The 19,466-nt window shown below is 61.4% G+C and carries 19 protein-coding genes and 1 pseudogene; 13 read left to right on the top strand and 7 right to left on the bottom strand.

Going from position 1 to position 19,466, the window contains the following annotated elements; all coding sequences use genetic code 11:
• The first annotated feature begins 136 nt into the window (after positions 1–136).
• Entirely contained in the window at positions 137–592 is a 456-nt protein-coding gene (locus ACXX9E_RS01625) for a winged helix-turn-helix transcriptional regulator (protein ID WP_123463893.1), read from the top strand.
• A 23-nt stretch (positions 593–615) separates the two neighbouring features.
• Here ACXX9E_RS01625 and ACXX9E_RS01620 read toward each other — a convergent pair whose 3' ends face one another.
• Positions 616–1,530, bottom strand: a complete 915-nt coding sequence (locus ACXX9E_RS01620; protein ID WP_447807576.1) for a LysR family transcriptional regulator — start codon at positions 1,528–1,530, stop codon at positions 616–618.
• Between the two features lie 223 nt (positions 1,531–1,753).
• Here ACXX9E_RS01620 and ACXX9E_RS01615 point away from each other — a divergent pair, with 223 nt between their 5' ends.
• The 4 genes from ACXX9E_RS01615 to ACXX9E_RS01600 all read left to right on the top strand — a co-directional run bounded on the left by ACXX9E_RS01615 (position 1,754) and on the right by ACXX9E_RS01600 (position 6,220).
• Complete coding sequence (locus tag ACXX9E_RS01615) at positions 1,754–3,244, top strand: aldehyde dehydrogenase (protein ID WP_458554951.1); 1,491 nt, start codon at positions 1,754–1,756, stop codon at positions 3,242–3,244.
• A 351-nt stretch (positions 3,245–3,595) separates the two neighbouring features.
• On the top strand, positions 3,596–4,582 hold the full coding sequence (locus ACXX9E_RS01610; RefSeq protein WP_123463899.1) for an ABC transporter substrate-binding protein: 987 nt from the start codon (positions 3,596–3,598) through the stop codon (positions 4,580–4,582).
• Between the two features lie 10 nt (positions 4,583–4,592).
• Positions 4,593–5,396, top strand: a complete 804-nt coding sequence (locus ACXX9E_RS01605; protein ID WP_123463901.1) for an ABC transporter permease — start codon at positions 4,593–4,595, stop codon at positions 5,394–5,396.
• The gene (locus ACXX9E_RS01600; RefSeq protein WP_128615970.1) at positions 5,384–6,220 is read left to right on the top strand and encodes an ABC transporter ATP-binding protein; all 837 of its coding nucleotides are present in this window, start codon (positions 5,384–5,386) and stop codon (positions 6,218–6,220) included. The genes ACXX9E_RS01605 and ACXX9E_RS01600 overlap by 13 nt, the downstream gene beginning before the upstream one ends.
• Positions 6,221–6,272: 52 nt before the next feature.
• Here the strand turns inward: ACXX9E_RS01600 and ACXX9E_RS01595 are convergent, their stop codons facing one another.
• The 3 genes from ACXX9E_RS01595 to ACXX9E_RS01585 all read right to left on the bottom strand — a co-directional run bounded on the left by ACXX9E_RS01595 (position 6,273) and on the right by ACXX9E_RS01585 (position 9,077).
• On the bottom strand, positions 6,273–7,193 hold the full coding sequence (locus tag ACXX9E_RS01595) for a WaaS/CpsH family glycosyltransferase (protein ID WP_458554950.1): 921 nt from the start codon (positions 7,191–7,193) through the stop codon (positions 6,273–6,275).
• Between the two features lie 54 nt (positions 7,194–7,247).
• Positions 7,248–8,327, bottom strand: a complete 1,080-nt coding sequence (locus ACXX9E_RS01590; RefSeq protein WP_123463907.1) for an endonuclease/exonuclease/phosphatase family protein — start codon at positions 8,325–8,327, stop codon at positions 7,248–7,250.
• Positions 8,328–8,402: 75 nt separating this feature from the next.
• The gene (locus ACXX9E_RS01585) at positions 8,403–9,077 is read right to left on the bottom strand and encodes a YciC family protein (RefSeq protein ID WP_123463908.1); all 675 of its coding nucleotides are present in this window, start codon (positions 9,075–9,077) and stop codon (positions 8,403–8,405) included.
• A gap of 178 nt (positions 9,078–9,255) precedes the next feature.
• Between ACXX9E_RS01585 and ACXX9E_RS01580 the strand changes: the two are divergent.
• From ACXX9E_RS01580 to ACXX9E_RS01570, 3 genes and pseudogenes are all read left to right on the top strand, one after another.
• Positions 9,256–10,015: pseudogene (locus ACXX9E_RS01580) on the top strand (DUF2076 domain-containing protein).
• A 259-nt stretch (positions 10,016–10,274) separates the two neighbouring features.
• Positions 10,275–10,754 carry a LabA-like NYN domain-containing protein gene (locus tag ACXX9E_RS01575; RefSeq protein WP_007949802.1) on the top strand — a complete coding sequence of 160 codons (480 nt, stop codon included), beginning with the start codon at positions 10,275–10,277 and terminating at the stop codon, positions 10,752–10,754.
• A gap of 41 nt (positions 10,755–10,795) precedes the next feature.
• Positions 10,796–11,401: a 3'-5' exonuclease gene (locus tag ACXX9E_RS01570; RefSeq protein WP_027612872.1), complete on the top strand. Its 606-nt coding sequence runs from the start codon at positions 10,796–10,798 to the stop codon at positions 11,399–11,401.
• Positions 11,402–11,443: 42 nt separating this feature from the next.
• Here the strand turns inward: ACXX9E_RS01570 and ACXX9E_RS01565 are convergent, their stop codons facing one another.
• Positions 11,444–11,896: an Lrp/AsnC family transcriptional regulator gene (locus tag ACXX9E_RS01565; RefSeq protein ID WP_458554949.1), complete on the bottom strand. Its 453-nt coding sequence runs from the start codon at positions 11,894–11,896 to the stop codon at positions 11,444–11,446.
• 163 nt (positions 11,897–12,059) lie between these two features.
• Between ACXX9E_RS01565 and yedA the strand changes: the two genes are divergently transcribed.
• Together yedA and rhlE1 are read left to right on the top strand one after the other, a co-directional pair.
• Positions 12,060–13,001, top strand: coding sequence for a drug/metabolite exporter YedA (gene yedA / locus ACXX9E_RS01560; RefSeq protein WP_458554948.1), 942 nt, complete (start codon positions 12,060–12,062; stop codon positions 12,999–13,001).
• Positions 13,002–13,066: 65 nt separating this feature from the next.
• Positions 13,067–14,407: an RNA helicase RhlE1 gene (gene rhlE1, locus ACXX9E_RS01555; protein WP_123463918.1), complete on the top strand. Its 1,341-nt coding sequence runs from the start codon at positions 13,067–13,069 to the stop codon at positions 14,405–14,407.
• 318 nt (positions 14,408–14,725) lie between these two features.
• Here rhlE1 and ACXX9E_RS01550 read toward each other — a convergent pair whose 3' ends face one another.
• Positions 14,726–15,973 carry a TIGR03862 family flavoprotein gene (locus ACXX9E_RS01550; RefSeq protein WP_458554947.1) on the bottom strand — a complete coding sequence of 416 codons (1,248 nt, stop codon included), beginning with the start codon at positions 15,971–15,973 and terminating at the stop codon, positions 14,726–14,728.
• Positions 15,974–16,253: 280 nt separating this feature from the next.
• Positions 16,254–17,174, bottom strand: a complete 921-nt coding sequence (locus ACXX9E_RS01545) for a histone deacetylase family protein (RefSeq protein ID WP_123463922.1) — start codon at positions 17,172–17,174, stop codon at positions 16,254–16,256.
• A gap of 83 nt (positions 17,175–17,257) precedes the next feature.
• On the opposite strand from ACXX9E_RS01545, the gene ACXX9E_RS01540 reads away from it, so the two are divergent.
• The 3 genes from ACXX9E_RS01540 (at position 17,258) to ACXX9E_RS01530 (ending at position 19,392) form a co-directional block, all read left to right on the top strand.
• Positions 17,258–17,827: a GNAT family N-acetyltransferase gene (locus ACXX9E_RS01540; RefSeq protein ID WP_458554946.1), complete on the top strand. Its 570-nt coding sequence runs from the start codon at positions 17,258–17,260 to the stop codon at positions 17,825–17,827.
• Between the two features lie 105 nt (positions 17,828–17,932).
• Positions 17,933–18,802: an acyl-CoA thioesterase II gene (tesB, locus tag ACXX9E_RS01535; RefSeq protein ID WP_003228466.1), complete on the top strand. Its 870-nt coding sequence runs from the start codon at positions 17,933–17,935 to the stop codon at positions 18,800–18,802.
• The gene (locus tag ACXX9E_RS01530) at positions 18,799–19,392 is read left to right on the top strand and encodes an HAD family hydrolase (RefSeq protein ID WP_123463926.1); all 594 of its coding nucleotides are present in this window, start codon (positions 18,799–18,801) and stop codon (positions 19,390–19,392) included. Before tesB ends, ACXX9E_RS01530 begins: the two co-directional genes overlap by 4 nt.
• Positions 19,393–19,466: the final 74 nt, after the last annotated feature.

Raw genomic sequence — 19,466 nt, 5'->3', positions numbered from 1 at the left:
AATAACTGGTTTTTAAACAAAACCGATGCGTTGATTTTTATCAAAACTGGTTTTAATCTACAACTAGTTTTTCAAAATATTTTCTTCTGACGTTAGAACAGTTCTGACGCACTTTATTAATCAACACTGGAGACTCATGGCTAGGCAGCAGCTACTGGCACAAAGCGAATGCCCTGTGGCCCGGACACTTGAAGCTATCGGTGATCGTTGGGTTTTGATGATCATCCGTGACGCCTTCGATGACGTCCGTCGTTTCAGCGAATTTCAAAAGCGCCTGGGCCTGGCGAAAAACGTCCTCACGGTGAAACTCAAACGGTTGGTCGAGCTCGGTGTCTTCGAGGTCCAGCCTGCATCCGACGGCACCGCCTACAAGGAGTATGTGCTGACCGAGATGGGGCGTTCGGTGTTTCCGATCGTGATCAGCATGCGTCAGTGGGGCGAGCGCTTCCTGTTCAGCAAGGGTGAGAGCTATTCGATACTGCTGGACAACGAGCACGCCGAGCAGATCGAGATCATTGAGGTGCGATCGAGGGCGGGCAAGGTATTGGGCCCGGCCGATTGCCATCGGCGTGTGGTCAAGCGCCGCAGTTGAATGTTCGCCATGGCCCGTGCGGGTCAGGCGCCAGCCTTGCGTGTCAGTTGTTCGCGGCAATAATCGGCGAACAACTGCGCCGGTTTGGTCAGTTGCCCACGTTTGAGCCACGCCGCTACCAGGCCTGAACCGGTGACATTTTCGACAATGTCAACGCACACCACTTTCTTGCCGTCATAGGTGCACTCCGAGTGCGGCTTCGTCACCAGCACCGAGAAGCCGAACCCCTGGCCGACCATGCCGCGGACCATTTCGATCGACGGTGAGCTGAACTCGATGCGCGGGGTCAGGCCGAGTTCTTCGAACAGGCTGACGAAGTAGGTCCGGCTCGGCTGCACATCGAGCAGGATCATCGGCTCCAGACACAAATCCCGCAGCGACACTTGCTTGTATTCGGCGAAGCGGTGATCGGCCGGCAGCAGTGCATAAGGGCGCTGCGCCGGCATCAAGGGTTCGGTCTGAATGGTCGCGTCGAGTTCGTGTTCGTACAAGATGACCAGATCGAACGCACCCGATGTCAGGCCTTGCACCAGTTCCTGTTGTTCACCGTCGCGGATGCGGATTTTCACCCCCGGATACAGCGCGCAAAACCCGGCGATCAATTGCGGCAGGTACAACGGGGCGACGGTTTCGAAGCAGCCGATGTCGATCTGTCCGGCGACGATGTCGTTGTCGGCCAGGGCGTTCTGTTCGAACTCTTTGGCCATGCGCAGCAGTTCCTGCGCCTTGCGCAGAAAGCGTGCGCCGCTGGGCGTCAGGGACACGCCCTGGGCGTGATGGCGGATCAGCAGTTGCACGGCGAAGCTGTCTTCCAGTGCCTTGATCGCGGTGGAAATGGCCGGTTGGGCGATGTACAGCTTGCGCGACGCCTCGGCAACGCTGCCGCATTCGACGGTGGTGATGAAGTATTTGAGCTGACGCAAATTGTAGGCGGCCACGGCAAACCTCTGGACGAGCGGACTCGACTTCCAAGCAATTTGTGCGCCGCCACGTCCGCTGCGCGACGATGTGTTTATCTTTCAACCATAGCCATCTGGCCCGCGTTTGGGGCAAGTCATTGCCCAGTGTTTTTATTGCCTGCGAAGATATTTTTACTGGTTTTAGCCCGCACCGCCCTGAGCGACCATCAATGCACAATTAAAGCCCAGGGAGCATCCGAACGTGTTCGAGCTTGCAGAGTGGCAGCGCCGCGCCGTTGCATTGAAGTTTCCCGATCAAGCCGTGATCGACGGCCAACCCTGCGCCGCACAATCGGGGCAGACCTTCGCCGCGATGAATCCCGCTACCGGGCAGTTGCTGGCCAATGTCGCGGCCTGTGGCGAGGCGGACGTCGATGCGGCGGTGCGCAATGCACGACAGGTGTTCGAGGCCGGTACCTGGTCACAACGCCCACCGGCGGAGCGCAAACAGGTGCTTCTGAAACTGGCCGATCTGCTGATGAACCACCGCGAAGAACTGGCCCTGCTCGATTCGCTGAACATGGGCAAACCGGTGATGGATGCCTACACCATCGACGTGCCGGGCGCCGCCGGGGTGTTTCGCTGGTACGCCGAAAGCATCGACAAACTCTACGATCAGATTGCCCCCGCCGCGTCCAGCGTGCTGGCGACCATTACCCGTGAAGCACTGGGGGTGGTCGCCGCGGTGGTGCCGTGGAATTTTCCGCTGGACATGGCCGCGTGGAAACTCGCGCCGGCGCTGGCGGCGGGCAATTCGGTGATTCTCAAACCGGCGGAGCAATCACCGTTTTCGGCGTTGCGTCTGGCCGAACTGGCACTGGAGGCCGGACTGCCGGCAGGTGTGCTCAACGTGTTGCCGGGGCTGGGTGAACAGACCGGCAAGGCGTTGGGCCTGCACCCGGATGTCGATTGTCTGGTGTTCACCGGCTCGACTCAGGTCGGCAAATATTTCATGCAGTATTCGGCGCAGTCCAACCTCAAACAGGTCTGGCTGGAGTGCGGCGGCAAGAGTGCCAACCTGGTGTTCGCCGATTGCCGCGATCTGGATCTGGCAGCGGAGAAAGCCGCGTTCGGGATCTTTTTCAATCAGGGTGAAGTGTGTTCGGCCAACTCGCGTCTGTTGGTTGAACGCGCTATTCACGATGAGTTTGTCGAGCGCCTGAAAGCCCAGGCCGAGCGCTGGCTGCCGGGGGATCCACTTGACCCGCAAAGCCGTGCCGGAGCCATCGTCGATCACCGGCAGACGACGAGCATCCAGCGCGCCATTCACGGTGCCACCCAGTCGGGGGCGACCTTGGTCTGTGGCGGTCAGCAACGGCGTTTCAACGGCTCGGACAACTTCATCGAACCGACGATTTTTACCGGCGTCAGCGCCGACATGCCGCTGTTTCGTGAAGAGGTGTTCGGCCCGGTGCTGGCGGTGGTGCCGTTCGACGATGAAGACGAAGCGGTGCGTCTGGCCAATGACAGTGTCTACGGGCTGGCGGCGTCGCTGTGGACGGATGATCTGCATCGCGCGCACCGCGTGGCCCGACGACTGCGAGCGGGCACGGTGTCAGTCAATACCGTCGATGCACTGGACGTGACCGTGCCGTTTGGCGGCGGCAAGCAATCGGGCTTTGGTCGCGACCTGTCGCTGCACTCGTTCGACAAATACACCCAGCTCAAGACCACCTGGTTTCAGTTGCGCTGAAACCGCGTGGCCCCTGTCGCGAGCAGGCTCACTCCTACAATTGACCGTGCGCCCCTGTAGGAGTGAGCCTGCTCGCGATGACTTAGGTACATTCAGCGAAAATTTCCGCTTTGCACCCACCCCGTGCATCCCCGCCAACATCGCCCCTCAGCGGTGCGCACTACCCAGTTTTTTCATCATTTGCTGCCAACAATTTCCTGATTTTCCTCACCGCGCACATGGGCCACCATCCCTCTCGCCAGCCCAAGCCTTCACGCCAGAGTCCAGCAGAGACCGCAGCGTGCATTGGCATCTTTGGCGCTGGCCGTACTGCCCATGACAAAACTAAATCAACAGCGTCGGGAGTGCTCCATGATCAAGTCCTTGTGTATCCGTCTCACTCATCCTCTGGCGATCACCGCCCTGGCCGCCACGGTCGCGACCAGCGCCCACGCCGGCACCTTGTCCATTGGCCACACCACGTGGGTCGGCTACGGCACGCTCTACCTGGCGCGGGATCTGGGCTACTTCAAGGAGAACGGTCTGACCGTCGAATTGCCAGTGGTCGAAGAAGCCTCGATGTACATGGCCGCCCAGGCATCCGGGCAGTTGTCCGGCTCCGCCTCGACCATTGACGAGGTGCTCAAGTACCGCCCGCAGTTCTGCTTCAAGGCCGTTGCGGCGCTGGATGACAGCCACGGTGGCGATGGCGTGCTGGTCGGCAAGGACGTCAAATCCCTGCAGGAACTCAAGGGCCAGGCCGTGGCCGTCAACGAAGGCTCGACCTCGCAGTTCTGGCTCTCGTACCTGCTGAAAAAGAACGGTATGAAAATGAGCGACATCACCGTGCAGAACATGACCGCGGACGATGCCGCCACCGCGTTCATCGCCGGGCGCGTGCCCGCCGCCGTAACCTGGGAACCACACCTGTCGATGGTCCGCGACAAACAGCAGGGCAAAGTGCTGATCGACAGCAGCAGTACCCCCGGCGTGATCGTCGATGTGGTGGCGTTGAACTGCAGCGTCATCGAGAAACAGCCGCAAGACGTCAAGGCGCTGGTGGCGGGTTTGTACAAGGCGGTGCAATACACCAAAGATCATCCCGAAGACGCTTACAGGATCATGGCCAAAGGTGTCGGTGGTTATCTGTCCGATCCCAAGGAACTGGCCGCCGCTGCCCAAGGCGTACGTTTCTACGATCAGGCGATGAGCGAGAAATTGCTCGGCGCACCGGGCAAGCCGGGCGACAGCGCAGCGCTGATCAAACTGGCCAACGAAACCGCCAGCGAATTGCAGGGTAAACCTTACAACGTCAGCAACGACGATCTGGTCGACAACCGTTTTGTCAGCCCGCTCTAGGAGGTCTGCAATGTTCAAGCGCAATTCGTGGCTGAGCCGCTGCCTCACGCCGAAGACCGGTTTGCCGGTGCCGGTGGTGTGGAGCGCCAGCGGGCTGGCCTGGGTGTTGTTGATCGGTCTGTGGGCCGGGTTGTCCTACGGCGGTATCGTCCCGGGCATGTTCTTGCCGACGCCGGGGGCAGTGGTGGAAGCGGCTGTGCGCCTGAGCCGTGACGGCACCCTCGGCACCCACGTGTGGGCCAGTGTCGAAGTGGTGATGGTCGGCTTCATTCTGTCGTCGCTGGTGGCGGTGCCGCTGGGGTTATTGATGGGCAGCTTCCGCATCGTCCAGGCGTTCCTCGAACCGATGGTCAACTTCATTCGTTACCTGCCGGTGACTTCGTTCGTGCCGCTGTTCATTCTGTGGATCGGCATCGGTCTGGAGCAGCGGGTGTCGGTGATCATCTTCGGTGTGTTCTTTCAGCAACTGGTGATGATCGCGGACGTGTCCAAAGGCATTTCCAAGGACCTGATCAACGCTTCGTACACCCTCGGTTCCAATCGCCGCGACGCGGTGCTGCATGTCATCGCGCCGGCATCGGTGCCCGGCGTGCTTGATACCTTGCGCGTGACCATGGGCTGGGCCTGGACTTACCTGGTGGTGGCTGAACTGGTCGCCGCTTCCAGTGGGTTGGGCTATCTGAGTCTGAAGGCCATGCGCGGTTTTCAGGTCGACGTGATTTTCCTCGCCATCGCGATCATCGGCCTGCTGGGGCTGGTCACCGATCAACTGTTCCGTTTTCTCCGCTTGAGGGTTGCCGCATGGGCTCAGTGACTGCTGCCAATCATCGTTTTATCGAACCGGTCGCGAGCCCGGCGCAAGCGGCGCCGCGCTTGCAGGTGGACAAAGTCAGCCTGCGCTACAGCAAGCCTGGTGGCGGCACGTTCACTGCGCTTGAGGCAGTGTCGTTCGAGGTGCCGGATCAGCAGTTCGCCGTGCTGGTCGGGCCGTCGGGGTGTGGCAAGTCGAGTCTGTTGTACCTGACCGCCGGTCTGGCCGAGCCGACGTCCGGTGAGATCTACGTCGGCGGTCAGCAAGTGCAGGGCCCCGGCGCGGATCGCGGCATGGTGTTCCAGAGCTACACGCTGTTTCCGTGGCTGACGGTGCGCCAGAACGTCGAGTTCGGCCTCAAGCGGCGCGGTGTGCCGGCGGCGCGGCGCAAGGAGATTGTCGATTACTACGTCAACGAGGTCGGCCTGAGCGGGTTCGCCGACAACTACGCCAAGCAGCTGTCGGGCGGGATGATGCAGCGGGTGGCGATCGCCCGGGCGCTGGCCAACGATCCGCAGATCCTGCTGATGGACGAGCCGTTCGGCGCCCTTGACAGCCAGACCCGTCTGCAGATGCAGCAACTGTTGCTGCGGGTCTGGGGCAACAGCAAGAAGACCGTGCTGTTCGTCACGCATGACATCGACGAGGCGATTCTGCTCGGCGACCGGGTGTACGTGATGGGGGCCAAACCGGGGCGGATCAAACAGATCCTCGACGTGCCGATCGAACGCCCGCGTTCGCTGGACATGGTCATGGAACGCTCGTTCATCGACATGAAGCGGCAGATCTTCGGGCTGTTGCATGACGATCTGGAAGAGGTCCACTGAAACGCGAGGCATCCCGTCCCTGTGGGAGCAGCTAGCTCCCACAGGGGGCCGATTACGCGAATGCGAAAACCGTTTTGACCCAGCCCCGCAATGTGTATTTCTGGTAGATGGTCTCGGGCACATCGACATACGGATCGGTGATGAAACGCTCGGGAATCACCGGGTTGGCCTCGTCGATCACCAGGATGTTGGCCGGATTGTAGAAGTCGTAATCGACCACGCTGCGGTTGGTGGTGATGACTTTTTTGCGCGAGGCCATGGCTTCGAAGAAACGGAAGCTCAAGCCGGCCTGGCCGGGTTTGGCGATGTCCAGAATGATCCGCGAGCGCTTTACCAGCTCCCCCACGGATTCCAGCGACATACGTTGCTCGAAAAAGGTGATGCCCGGGTGCGCACCGGGGATCGGTTTGCACTGCACCAGAAACTTGTAATCGGTGACGCCGAGTCGATCGAACTCCCGCGCCAGCCCTTCCAGGGCCGGCACTCGATCCTTGCCGGCCATCACCACGAACGCCGAATAGTCGCCGGGCGCACCGTCCGCGACGTAGTCCTCGTAAATGAAGTTGTAGTGCTTTTTCAGGCCGTAACTCTCGGCATTCCCCGGATCGAACGAAAACACCTCGTCATAACCGGCCAGTGCTTCGCGGGTCATTGGCCAGCGGCTGAAACTGTCGTAGAGGTAGGCGATCTTGCGGTCGGCCACATTCAGGCCGGCGGCCAATTGCTTCGGATCGATTTGCGCCGGGTTGATGATCAGCGCAACGTCAAAGCGCGCAGCCTTGCCGAGGACCTTTTTGAACTGGCGCAACTGGGCCCAGCGTTTGAGCGGGCGGCGCAGGATCTTTGGTGCCCGGTCAAAGCGGTTGGACAGCGATGAGGTGTCGATGAAGCACACGTCGTGCTCGGTCATCAGGTAGTCGGCCAGTTTGCCGGCGTAACCGCCGATGTCCTTGCACACCAGTAAGATTTTCATGGGCGTTCCGTGTCGTGAATGCGTGAGCTGAAGCAGAGGGCGCGTTGGTCGCCACTAGGGCGTGGCAGGCAGCAGGAAGCGCGCAATCACCGGCAGATGATCGGAGATGCGCAACGTATCGTCCTGGCGCACCCTCGCTTCGACCCGTTTGATTTTCGGGCTGTAAAACAGGTAGTCGACCGTGCGGTCCGGGCCATTCAGGCCAGGGTCGTTGGGATAGTGGGTCAGCCACTGCGCGCGGTCGATGCCGCTGGCCTCGTTGTTGGTCGGGATCATCGGGTATTTGTCCCACAGCAGGTGCAGTTCGCTGTCGGCGGAGTAGGGCGTGCGCTGCTCCGCCGGCAAGCGCCGGTATTGTCCGAGGGGCAACAGGTTGAAGTCGCCGCCGATCAGCCACGCCAGGCCCTGGCTTTCATACTTGTCGAGCACCCTGGCCACGGCCGTCACCTGGGTCTGCAAGGTGTCATCCGGTTGGCTGGCACGTTCCAGATGGGTATTGAACACGGTCAGTTGCCCGCCATCGCTCAGGGGCAGTCGGGTGACGAGCAGCGCGTCTTTGGGCTGGAACTGGCGGCTGATGAAGTTGGCCTCGGCGATCGGCAATTGCAGGCGTTCGGCGTGTTCGATGCGGTAGCGGCTCAGGGTTGCCAGTTGTCGGCCGACGCTGCCGAAAATGTGCCGGTCAGGCACGAAATCGGCCTTCCAGTCGAAGGCGCTGGTGCTGCATGGATACAGGTCGGCAACCCGCTCCTGCAACAGCTTGAGCTGATCCTGATAATCGCTGGCCTTGGCGCCGTCATCCAGTTCCTGCAGCAGCACCACATCGGGCTGCTCATCGCGGATCACCCGCGCCACTTCATCGAGGCTGAACGCCATGTCTTCCAGGGTCGGCGCATCATCGTCGCCCTGGGCCAGATCATTCCAGAACACGTAGCGCTTGCCCGCCAGATACTGAACGTTCCACGTCATGACTTTCAGGGCCTGGCCGGGCACCAGCGTCGGCGCGCTGGTGGTGCAACTGACCGGCAGGGTTTCCCGGGCGTCGGGGCGCCAGGTCAGGCTGAACATCAGTGCGGCGGCCAGCGCGAGGGCGAGCAACACAAAGAACAGGGTGTAGCGCAGCAGACGGGTCATGGCTCGGCTTATAGCGTTACAGAAAGTGGCCCCGAGCATACCTGACGGCAGCCTCGAAGCCCAAGCGCAGAGCGGTCAGACCGCCCCGTCACGTTTGTCAGGCAATTCACTGATCAGCATGAACAGGCGAAACAGCACCACGCTGGTGAACAGTTGCAGGAAGCTGTGAGCGCTGTCGATCAACACGGCGATCAGCGGGTTCTGCGGCTCGGGATACACCGCCAGCGTCGCGCCCTTGAGCAGCCACAGTGGCGTCATCACGCACAGGATGCACAGCAGGATTCGCCAGAAGTGCCCGCGGGTCAGGCGCAGGCTTTCCTTCATGGCCTGCAACGGCCCCAGGCCGCGCAGGACCAGCAGGTATTCACCGAACGCGAGCATGACCATCAGGATCAGGCCCGGCAGGAAATACAGCGACAGGCCCAACAGAATCAGCAGCGTGTTCAACGCGGTCAGCACGGCAAAGCGCGGCCAGAGGGTCGCGGCCATCGCCAGCAGATCCCGGTTGCGCGGCGCCTCGCCACGGCTGCGTGCATCGAGAAACAGAATCAGGGCGGCGGTGTACAGCGGATAGACCAACAGACCGACAATGACGTTGATCGCCGAGAAATTGTCCGGGCCGGTGGCGTGATCGACGACCTGTTGCAGAACCGCTTCGAAAATCACCAGCGGCAGGCACAACTGCACGATGCTGCCCAAATGACGTTTGAAAAAATACAGGGAGTCGCGCAGTACTTCGAAGGCATTCATCAGTCGGTATCGCAGGTCAAAAACAGTGGCTCACTTTAACCGATGATGGCGGGTGCGACACAAACGTAAACATTCGGTAAAGGTCATTGAAACATCCTGTCACTGTCTCCATTACGGGAGAGCACTTCGCCCACAGTGGGCGAGGGCAACGTTATCCCCGGCAATCTACGAGGTCGCCATGAACAGCGAAGAGCAAACCCTGATCGATGGACTGTTTTCCCGGCTGCAACAAGCCGAAACGGAGGCAGCCCCGCGCGACGCCCAGGCCGAGGCGCGGATCAAGGAACACCTGACCCGCCAGCCGGCGGCAGGTTATTTCATGACCCAGGCGATTCTGGTGCAAGAGGCGGCGCTCAAGAGCCTCGACGAGCAGAACAAGCAACTGACCCAACAAGTCCAGCAATTGCAGGCTGAGCTGCAAGCAGCCAAGACGCAAAGCGCGGCCCCCGCGCCAAGCGGTGGCGGCGGGTTCCTGTCCAGCATCTTCGGCGGCAGCCCGCGTCCGGCACCGACCCCCAGTGCTCCGGCCTCGACGGGCGGCTGGCGTGAGCCGGCACCGCAGCAGAATTTTGGTGCAGCACCGCCACAACAGAACTATGCCCGCGCCACCGCCTAATTACGCACAGCCAGCCGCCCCGGCAGCAGCGGGCAGCAGCTTTCTCGGTGGCGCCCTGAAAACCGCTGCCGGCGTGGCCGGCGGTGTGATGCTGGCGCAGGGCATCAGCAGCCTGTTCCATCACAACCAGCAGCCCGAAGAAATCGTTGAAGTGATCAAGGAAGAGCCGGCGCAAGTGGCTGACCATAGCAACAATGGCTGGAATGATGACCAGCGTGTGGCCGATAACGGCTTCTCGGGCAATGACCAGGGCGGGTTCACCGACACCGACTACAGCGACGACAACTCGTCGTTCTTCGATGACGATGATTCGTTCGTCTGACCCGAAACCTTGCAGGTTGACATCGAACTGTGGCGAGGTGATTTATCCCCGTTGGGCAGCGTAGCGGCCCCGGTTTCTTGGGCCTGCTGTGCAGTCGAACGGGGATGAATCCCCTCGCCACCTTCACCGCTCGTCAGTAGCACCATGGCGCCTGTGGGTGATTATTCGCTGAACATTCCTCTTGGCTGGCATACTGAGCGCCTTTTTCGGGCCCGGCGCCTGATCCCGCTTCGTGCGCTATGCGCCCACAGGAATCCCGGTGAAAAAAATCGCAGTGTTCGCCGACGTGCAGAACCTCTACTACACCGTGCGTCAGGCCTATGGTTGCCACTTCAACTACGCCGCATTGTGGGCGGACATCAGCAAGGACGGGCAGATCGTCGAAGCCTACGCCTACGCGATCGACCGTGGCGACAGCAAGCAGCAGCAGTTCCAGCAGATCCTGCGCAACCTCGGTTTCACCGTGAAGCTCAAGCCCTACATCCAGCGCAGCGACGGCTCGGCCAAGGGCGACTGGGACGTGGGCATCACTCTCGACATCATGGACGCCGCCGACCACGTCGACGAAATCGTCCTGGCCTCGGGTGATGGCGATTTCGACATGCTGCTCGAACGCATCATCAGCAAGCATGGCGTGCAAGCGGTCGCCTATGGTGTGCCCGGCCTGACGGCCAACTCGCTGATCCGTGCCGCCAGCCGTTACGTGCCGATCGAAGGCGCGCTGTTGTTGAAGAACTGAGCCGCTACTGAAGAATTGATTTGAACGGAGTACAACCCGGTTTGGAACGCATTGCAGTCATCGACTTTGAAACCACCGGCCTGTCGCCGAACAGCAGCTGTCGCGCCACGGAAATCGCCGTGGTCATGCTGGAAAACGGGCGCATCGTCGAGCGTTACCAGAGCCTGATGAACGCCGGCGTGCGCGTCCCGGCCTTCATCGAACAACTGACCGGCATCAGCAACGCCATGCTGCGCAGCGCGCCCTCGGCGGAAAGGGTCATGGAAGAGGTCAACGAGTTCGTCGGTTGCACGCCACTGGTCGCGCACAACGCCTCGTTCGACCAGAAGTTCTGGGACTTCGAACTGGGGCGGATCAAACGTACCCGTCTGCAGAACTTTGCCTGCTCGCTATTGCTGGCTCGGCGCCTGATGCCGGCAGCGCCAAATCACAAACTCGGCACCCTGACCACCTTCGCCCGCCTGCCGCACACCGGTCAGGCGCACAGGGCGATGGCGGATGCCGAGATGGCGGCGAACCTGATGGCGCATCTGGCTGAAGAACTGCGGCACAAGCATGGCGTGCGTGAGTTGAACCACGACCTGCTGTGCAAATTGCAGAAAGTCCCGGCTGCCAAAGTCAGCGAACACTTGCAACGCTACCGCTGAGGCAGAGCCCAACACAAAATCCTTGTAGGTGTTGGCCCCGAGCTATTCGCCGTTGCTGTCGATGTGGCCGAGTGGCACGCGCTTCTCGATCGCGCTCGACAACACAATCGAAGTCTTGCTGAAGCCGAACTTCGCCACCCGGTTGATCAACTCCTCCAGCTCCGTCATCGAACCCACCGCGCCCTTCATCATCACGCACGGATCGCCGGTCACTCGAAAGCACTCGGTCAGTTGCGGGATTTTCACCAGTTCGTCGTAGACCTTCTGACTGCCGTTCTGGTGCAGGCGCAATTCGATCATGCACTGGATCGGCAGGCCGATTTTCGACAGGTCGATGTTCGCCTGATACCCAGTGATCACTCCGGCCGCCTCAAGCTTGGCCACACGCTCGGCCACCGCCGGCGGCGAGAGGTTCACTTTGCGCGCCAGTTCGGCGTAGGACGCCCGACCGTTTTCCAACAGGGCGCTGAGCAGCATGCGGTCGTATCTGTCCAAGGCCGGACTCCTTAAATTGCCAGACTTTCGAAATCACGGTTTATCCCGTAGATCTCCGTTCTTTCAAAAGTGTACCGGCGCGATAAACAGGTTTTGTAGCTTATTTTTGCCTGCGTGCCTTTCTAGAATAATCCATCCCCTGACGCTGACTTTCGAGTTGCCCATGCCTGCCTTGCGCCGTTTTTCCTTGCCGTTGATCGCCGCGTTTTTTGCGCTGTATGTGATTTGGGGATCGACCTATCTGGTGATCCGCCTCGGCGTCGAATACTGGCCACCGCTGATGCTCGGTGGCGTGCGGTTCGTGATTGCCGGCAGCCTGATGTACGCCTTCCTTCGCTGGCGCGGGGCGCCGGCGCCGACCTGGGCGCAGTGGAAGGCCGCGGGGATCATCGGGATTTTGCTGCTCAGTTTCGGTAACGGTGCGGTGAGTGTGGCCGAACATAGCGGGGTGGCGTCCGGTGTGGCGGCACTGGCGGTGGCGACGGTGCCGTTGTTCACGTTGCTCTGTGGCTATTTCTGGGGGGCGCGCAATACTCGTCTCGAATGGGCCGGGGTGGCGCTGGGGATTGTCGGCATCGCCATGCTCAACATGGGCTCCAACCTGCAATCGAGTCCGATGGGCGCGGCGCTGTTGATTTTCGCGGCGGCGACCTGGGCCTTTGGCTCGGTGTGGAGCAAACACCTGCCGCTGCCTCAAGGCGCGATGGCCAGTGCCGTGGAGATGCTGGTGGGTGGCGTGGTGCTGCTGATCGGCAGCGCGGCGAGTGGCGAGCACCTGCAAGCCGTGCCGCCTCTCGAAGGCTGGCTGGCGCTGGCGTATCTGATTTTCTTCGGCTCGATCATCGCCTTCAATTCCTACATGTACCTGCTCAAGCATGTGCGTCCGGCGGCGGCCACCAGTTATGCCTACGTCAACCCGGCGGTGGCGGTGTTGCTGGGGATCGTGTTCGTCGGCGAGACCATTGGCATTGAAGAAGCGCTGGCGATGCTGGTGATCATCAGTGCCGTGGTGCTGATCGGTCTGCCGCAGTGGCGGCGGCCGGCGCAGCCGCTCGTCGCGCCGCCGCCGAAGACAGTCGTGCCAGCAGAACAGCGCGTGAATTAGGGTAAACTGCGCGCCATTGCACACTCGTGTCGCACAACTGCGCTGAATTTTCCTACGGTATTCCCATGACTTTCGCCACCCTTGGCCTGATCGAACCCTTGCTGCGCTCCCTCGAGACGCTCGGCTACCAGACCCCGACGCCGGTTCAGGCGCAAGCCATTCCGGCCGTGCTGGCCGGTCGCGACCTGATGGCTGCGGCCCAGACCGGCACCGGCAAGACCGCCGGTTTCGCCTTGCCGCTGCTGCAGTTGCTGGCCATGGAAGGGCCGAAAGTGGCCGCTAATTCGGCTCGTGCACTGATTCTGGTGCCGACCCGCGAGCTGGCGGAGCAGGTTCATGAGTCGGTGCGCCAATACGCTGAAAATCTGCCATTGCGCACTTATGCGGTGTACGGCGGCGTCAGCATCAACCCGCAGATGATGAAGCTGCGCGGCGGCGTTGACGTGCTTGTCGCCACGCCAGGTCGTCTGATCGACCTGTTCCGCCAGAACGCGTTGAAACTCGATCAGTTGCAGACCCTGGTGCTGGATGAAGCCGACCGCATGCTCGATCTGGGCTTCTCCGAAGAACTGGCGAACATTTACCGCATGCTGCCGAAGAAGCGCCAGACGCTGCTGTTCTCCGCGACCTTCTCCGATGACATCCGCCTGCTGGCCGGGCAGATGCTCAACGACCCGCTGAGCATCGAAGTCAGCCCGCGCAACGTCGCGGCCAACACCGTCAAGCAGTGGGTGGTGACGGTGGACAAGAAACGCAAGCCGGAACTGTTCGTGCACCTGATGCGCAAGAACAAGTGGAAGCAGGTGCTGGTGTTCGCCAAGACCCGCAACGGTGTGGACGCGCTGGTGGAAAAACTCCAGGGCCTCGGTGTCAACGCCGACGGTATCCATGGCGACAAGCCGCAGGCCACCCGTCAGCGTGCGCTGGACCGTTTCAAACTCAGTGAAGTGCAGATTCTGGTGGCGACCGACGTGGCTGCCCGTGGTCTGGACATCGAGGACTTGCCGCTGGTGGTCAACTTCGATCTGCCGATCGTGGCCGAGGATTACATCCACCGTATCGGTCGCACCGGTCGTGCGGGTTCGACTGGCGAGGCGATTTCGCTGGTGTGTGCCGATGAAGTGAACCTGCTGTCGGCGATCGAGATGCTCACGCGTCAGACGTTGAAGCGTCAGAACGAGCCGGACTTCGAACCGGAACACCGCGTGCCGGACACCGATGCCAGCGGTCAGGTGATCAAGAAGCCGAAGAAACCGAAAAAGCCGAAGGCGTCCGGCGGCGGTGGCGGCAAGCGTAATCTCGGCAAGTGGGTCGACAGCGGTGAGACATCGGCGCCGGAGCCTTCGATCAAGCCTGTGCGTAAGGTGCCGGTGTTTAACACCGGACCTCGTAAGCGTAAACCTTAAAGTCAAAAGCCCCTCACCCTAACCCTCTCCCGGAGGGAGAGGGGACTGATTGGGGGATGCTTTAAGGTTGTGCCGACCTGAAAGAGCTTTGCCGAATCCATAATCGACTCGGTGTTTCAGGTTGATGTATGGCGCCGGACACCTCGGTCAGCCCCCTCTCCCGGAGGGAGAGGGGGCTGATTGGGGGATGCTTTAAGGTTGTGCCGACCTGAAAGAGCATTGCCGAATCCATAATCGACTCGACCGTTCAGGTCGATGGATCGTCCAAGACACCTCGGTCGGCCCCCTCTCCCTCTGGGAGAGGGCTGGGGTGAGGGTTCAGGCAGACGCCTCGGACTTGAGCCACTGCACGACCCCCAACCCCGCAGCCCGCCCGCTGGCAAAACACCCCGTCAGCAGATAGCCGCCCGTCGGCGCTTCCCAATCGAGCATCTCCCCCGCGCAAAACACCCCCGGCAACGCCTTGAGCATCAATCGCTCATCCAGCGCCTCGAACGTCACGCCACCGGCGCTGCTGATCGCTTCGTCCAGCGGACGGGGTTTCACCAAAGTCAGCGGCAATGCCTTGATCGCCCGGGCCAGCAGCGCCGGATCGGCAAAGGTGGCGGCGTCAGTCAGTTCACGCAACAACGCCGCTTTTACCCCGTCGATCCCGACCTGACTGTGCAGATGTTTGGCCATCGAGCGCGAACCGCGTGGCTTGCTCAAGGCCGCCTGCAATTTATCCACAGGCCGGCCCGGCAGCAGATCAATGTGCACAGTCGCAGCACCCTGCGCGTTGATTGCCTCACGAATGGGGGCTGACAGCGCGTAGATCAGGCTGCCTTCAACGCCCGTCGCAGTGATCACGCATTCGCCCAGGCGCGGGATGTCGTCGTTCAAACCGATGGCGACGTTTTTCAGCGGTGCGCCGGCGAATTTGCTGACAAGGAATTCGCTCCAGGCCTGCACCTCGAAGCCACAATTGCTCGGCTGCAACGGCGCCAGTCCTACGCCTTTTTGCTCCAGGGGCAGCATCCACGCGCCATCCGAACCGAGCCGCGACCAACTGCCGCCGCCGAGGGCGAGCAGGGTCGCATCGGTTTTGACGGTGATTTCGCCATCGGGATTGGCGATACGCAGTGCGCCTTGCGCATCCCAGCCGAGCCAGCGGTGGCGGGTGTGGATAACCACGCCGCTGTCGCGCAGGCGTTTGAGCCAGGCGCGTAGCAATGGCGCGGCTTTCATGTCAGTGGGGAACACCCGGCCGGAGCTGCCGATGAAGGTTTCGATGCCCAGTTCATGAATCCAGCGGCACAACGCATCGGCGTCGAAGGCGCGCAGCAACGGCGCAATCTGCGGTGCGCGTTCGGCATAGCGCGAGAGAAACGCCGGGTAGGCTTCGGAATGGGTGATGTTCATGCCACCGACCCCGGCCAGCAGGAACTTGCGACCGACCGAGGGCATGCCGTCGTACAGATCGACACGCACGCCGGCCTGGCTCAGCACTTCGGCGGCCATCAGGCCGGCAGGGCCACCGCCGATGATGGCGACGTGAGCGGGGAGGCGGGCAGAAGTCTGGGTCATGGCGTGCGCTGCGGTATGGCGGGATAGGGCGCGCATTCTAACAGCGCAGATCCCTTGTAGGAGTGAGCCTGCTCGCGATAGCGGTGGATCAGTCGACTCTGAGTTGAAGGGGCTGACGCGATCGCGAGCAAGCTCACTCCTGAAAGGATTTGGGGCAGTTCGAGATGTTGGTCAAAAAACAACCATTGCGCTGTAAGTCATGCTTGCTGTGGTCTGTAGTCCCTTTCACTCAGGTTATCCACAGGCCGTTCCACAGCCATTGTGGGTAACGCAGCACAACTCAATGACAGCCGTGTGACTGCCAGACCCGTTGCGCGCTGTGATGCAGGATGCCGTGGCGGCGGGCGAGGGCGTGGCGATCCTTGCTGTAACCGCCGCCAATCACACCGACCACCGGGATGTCGCGACCCAGGCAATGGCGCATTACGCGTTCATCGCGGGCAGCGACCCCTTCGTCGGTCAGTTGCAGGTATCCGAGGGCATCGTCCTTGTGCACATCGACGCCGGCGTCGTACAGCACCAGGTCCGGTTGGTACAGCGGCAGCAGATAATTGAGCGCGTCATCCACAACCTGCAGATAGTCGGCATCGCCCATGCCTTTGGGCAGCGGAATGTCCCAATCGCTTTCGGCCTTGCGTGCAGGAAAGTTCTTCTCGCAGTGCAGGGAAACGGTAATCGCCTCCGGCGTGTCGTGGAGAATCCGCGCGGTGCCATCGCCCTGGTGCACGTCGCAGTCAAAGATCAGCACGCGATTGACCCGACCGCTTTGCAGCAGGTAGTGGCTGATGATCGCCAGGTCATTGAAGATGCAGAAACCGGCCGGGTAATCGTAATGGGCATGATGGGTGCCGCCGGCCAGGTGACAGGCCAGGCCATGCTCCAGGGCTTTCTCCGCCGCCAGAATCGAACCGCCCACCGCACGCACGGTGCGTCGCGCCAGGGCTTCGTTCCACGGCAGGCCAAGACGCCGCTGGTCTTCGCGGGACAACTCGCCGCTCATGTAGCGTTCGATATAGCGACGGTCATGGGCGAGGGCGAGGATGTCGTTGGGGCAGATCTGCGGGCGCAGCAGATCGGCGTCGCGGGTCAGGCCACTGTCGACGAGGTGATCGCGCAGCAGCCGAAACTTGTCCATCGGGAAGCGGTGGTCCGCCGGGAATTCGGGGCTGTAGTCGTCGTGGTAGATCAGCGGCAGTGGCATGGCGATTTCATGTAGGAAACGTTTGTAAGAGTGAAGGATCCTACCAGCGATGTAGACTTGCGGCATGGAAACGGAGGGGCACGATGGAGCCGATACTGGAACTGCAAAGCGCACGCCTGCTGATGCGACAGTGGCAGGACGAAGATTTGCCGGCATTTGCGGCGATGTGTGCCGATCCGCAAGTGATGCGTTATTTTCCGGCAGCGCTGAGCCGTCTGGAAAGTGCGGCACTGATCGGCCGCGTGCGCGGGCATTTTGCCGAGCACGGTTTTGGCTTGTGGGCGCTGGAGCGCAAGGACAGCGGCGAATTCATCGGTTTCACCGGGCTCGGTGTGGTCGGTTTCGATGCGCCGTTTACGCCTGCGGTGGAAATCGGCTGGCGGCTGGCCAAGGAGCACTGGGGGCTGGGTTATGCCAGTGAGGCGGCGTGGACGGCTCTGCGCTGCGGCTTTGACCGGCTGGCGCTGAAAGAGATCGTGTCTTTCACCGCGCAATCCAATCTGCCCTCGGAGAAGGTCATGCAGGCAATCGGCATGCATCACGTGCCGGAGGATGATTTCGATCACCCCAAACTTGCCGCCGATCATCCGCTACGACGACATGTGCTGTATCGCATCACCCGGGAGCAATGGCTGCAGACCTTGCATGGCTAAGCCGACACGGACGTTTACAATGGCGCGACAGTGGCTCGCGCCAGAACCTGAATTGCCCGCCGCAGCCAAGACTGCGCGGCATAGCTTTGTGTGAGGAGAGTCTGAATGAGCCAAGTGTTGGAAGATCTGGTCGACTTGCTGACCCTGGAACCGATCGAAGAAAACCTGTTCCGCGGCCGTAGCCAGGATCTGGGTTTCCGTCAGTTGTTCGGGGGGCAGGTGCTCGGTCAGTCGCTGTCGGCGGCCAGTCAGACCGTTGAAGAGGCGCGTCACGTGCATTCGATGCACGGCTACTTCCTGCGTCCGGGCGATGCCAAGTTGCCGGTGGTGTATTCGGTTGATCGCGTGCGCGATGGCGGCAGCTTCAGCACTCGCCGGGTGACCGCGATCCAGAAGGGCCATCCGATCTTCACCTGCAGCGCCTCGTTTCAGTACGACGAAGCAGGCTTCGAGCACCAGAGCCAGATGCCGGTGGTGGTCGGCCCGGAGAACCTGCCGTCGGAGCTGGAACTGACCCAACAGCGCGCACACCTGATTCCGGAACACATGCGCGAAAAACTGCTGTGCCCGAAACCGATCGAAGTGCGCCCGGTCACCGAAAAAGACCCGTACAACCCGCAGCCGGCCGATCCGGTGAAATACGTGTGGTTCCGCGCCGACGGTGCGCTGGCCGATATTCCGGCGCTGCACAAATACCTGCTGGCCTACGCCTCGGACTTCGGCCTGTTGACCACCTCGATGCTGCCGCACGGTAAATCGGTCTGGCAGAAAGACATGCAGGTTGCCAGCCTCGATCACGCGCTGTGGTTCCACAACGACTTGCGCGCCGATGACTGGTTGCTCTACGCGATGGACAGTCCGTGGGCCGGCAACTCCCGTGGTTTTTCCCGTGGCAGCGTGTACAACCGCGCCGGTCAACTGGTGGCGTCGGTCACTCAGGAAGGCTTGATTCGTCACCGCAAGGACTGGGCATGAGCCTGAGCGATGTGAAGCACTGGGTGTTCGACATGGACGGCACGCTGACCGTCGCCGTGCATGACTTTGCGGCGATCCGCGTGGCGCTGGCGATTCCGCCGCAGGACGACATCCTCACTCATCTTGCGGCATTGCCGGCAGATGAAGCGGCGGCCAAACACGCCTGGTTGCTGGAGCACGAGCGTGATCTGGCGCTGGGCTCGACCCCCGCCACTGGCGCTGTGGAACTGGTGCGCGACCTGCACTCGCGTGGTTATCGCCTCGGCATCCTCACCCGGAACGCGCGCGAGTTGGCGCATGTGACGCTTGAGGCGATTGGTCTTGCCGACTGCTTTGCGGCGGAGGATGTACTGGGTCGCGACGAGGCGCCGCCGAAGCCGCATCCGGGTGGTTTGCTGAAGCTGGCAGACGCCTGGAAAGTGCCTGCCAGCAAGATGGTCATGGTCGGTGATTACCGCTTTGACCTGGATTGCGGCAGGGCCGCCGGGGCGCGGACGGTGCTGGTGAATCTGCCGGATAACCCGTGGCCGGAATTGACCGACTGGCATGCGCAGGATTGTGTCGAGTTGCGGCGGATGCTTCTGGCCTGAAAATCCTGGGTGCTTAGCGGGCCTCATCGCCAGCAGGCTCACTCCTGCAATTGGAATGCGTTCCCCTGCAGGCG

Source organism: Pseudomonas sp. GNP014, assembly GCF_054344005.1.
The sequence above is the reverse complement of the archived record's forward strand: the minus strand, read 5'-3'. Positions and strand labels throughout refer to the sequence as shown.

Excerpts from the sequence above, each read along its gene's own strand:
- ACXX9E_RS01625 (WP_123463893.1), top strand. The coding sequence starts at position 137 with ATGGCTAGGCAGCAGCTACTGGCACAAAGCGAATGCCCTGTGGCCCGG.
- ACXX9E_RS01610 (WP_123463899.1), top strand. The coding sequence starts at position 3,596 with ATGATCAAGTCCTTGTGTATCCGTCTCACTCATCCTCTGGCGATCACC.
- ACXX9E_RS01605 (WP_123463901.1), top strand. The coding sequence starts at position 4,593 with ATGTTCAAGCGCAATTCGTGGCTGAGCCGCTGCCTCACGCCGAAGACC.
- ACXX9E_RS01600 (WP_128615970.1), top strand. The coding sequence starts at position 5,384 with ATGGGCTCAGTGACTGCTGCCAATCATCGTTTTATCGAACCGGTCGCG.
- ACXX9E_RS01595 (WP_458554950.1), bottom strand. The coding sequence starts at position 7,193 with ATGAAAATCTTACTGGTGTGCAAGGACATCGGCGGTTACGCCGGCAAA.
- ACXX9E_RS01590 (WP_123463907.1), bottom strand. The coding sequence starts at position 8,327 with ATGACCCGTCTGCTGCGCTACACCCTGTTCTTTGTGTTGCTCGCCCTC.
- ACXX9E_RS01585 (WP_123463908.1), bottom strand. The coding sequence starts at position 9,077 with ATGAATGCCTTCGAAGTACTGCGCGACTCCCTGTATTTTTTCAAACGT.
- yedA (WP_458554948.1), top strand. The coding sequence starts at position 12,060 with ATGCCTGCCTTGCGCCGTTTTTCCTTGCCGTTGATCGCCGCGTTTTTT.
- rhlE1 (WP_123463918.1), top strand. The coding sequence starts at position 13,067 with ATGACTTTCGCCACCCTTGGCCTGATCGAACCCTTGCTGCGCTCCCTC.
- ACXX9E_RS01550 (WP_458554947.1), bottom strand. The coding sequence starts at position 15,973 with ATGACCCAGACTTCTGCCCGCCTCCCCGCTCACGTCGCCATCATCGGC.
- ACXX9E_RS01545 (WP_123463922.1), bottom strand. The coding sequence starts at position 17,174 with ATGCCACTGCCGCTGATCTACCACGACGACTACAGCCCCGAATTCCCG.
- ACXX9E_RS01540 (WP_458554946.1), top strand. The coding sequence starts at position 17,258 with ATGGAGCCGATACTGGAACTGCAAAGCGCACGCCTGCTGATGCGACAG.
- tesB (WP_003228466.1), top strand. The coding sequence starts at position 17,933 with ATGAGCCAAGTGTTGGAAGATCTGGTCGACTTGCTGACCCTGGAACCG.
- ACXX9E_RS01530 (WP_123463926.1), top strand. The coding sequence starts at position 18,799 with ATGAGCCTGAGCGATGTGAAGCACTGGGTGTTCGACATGGACGGCACG.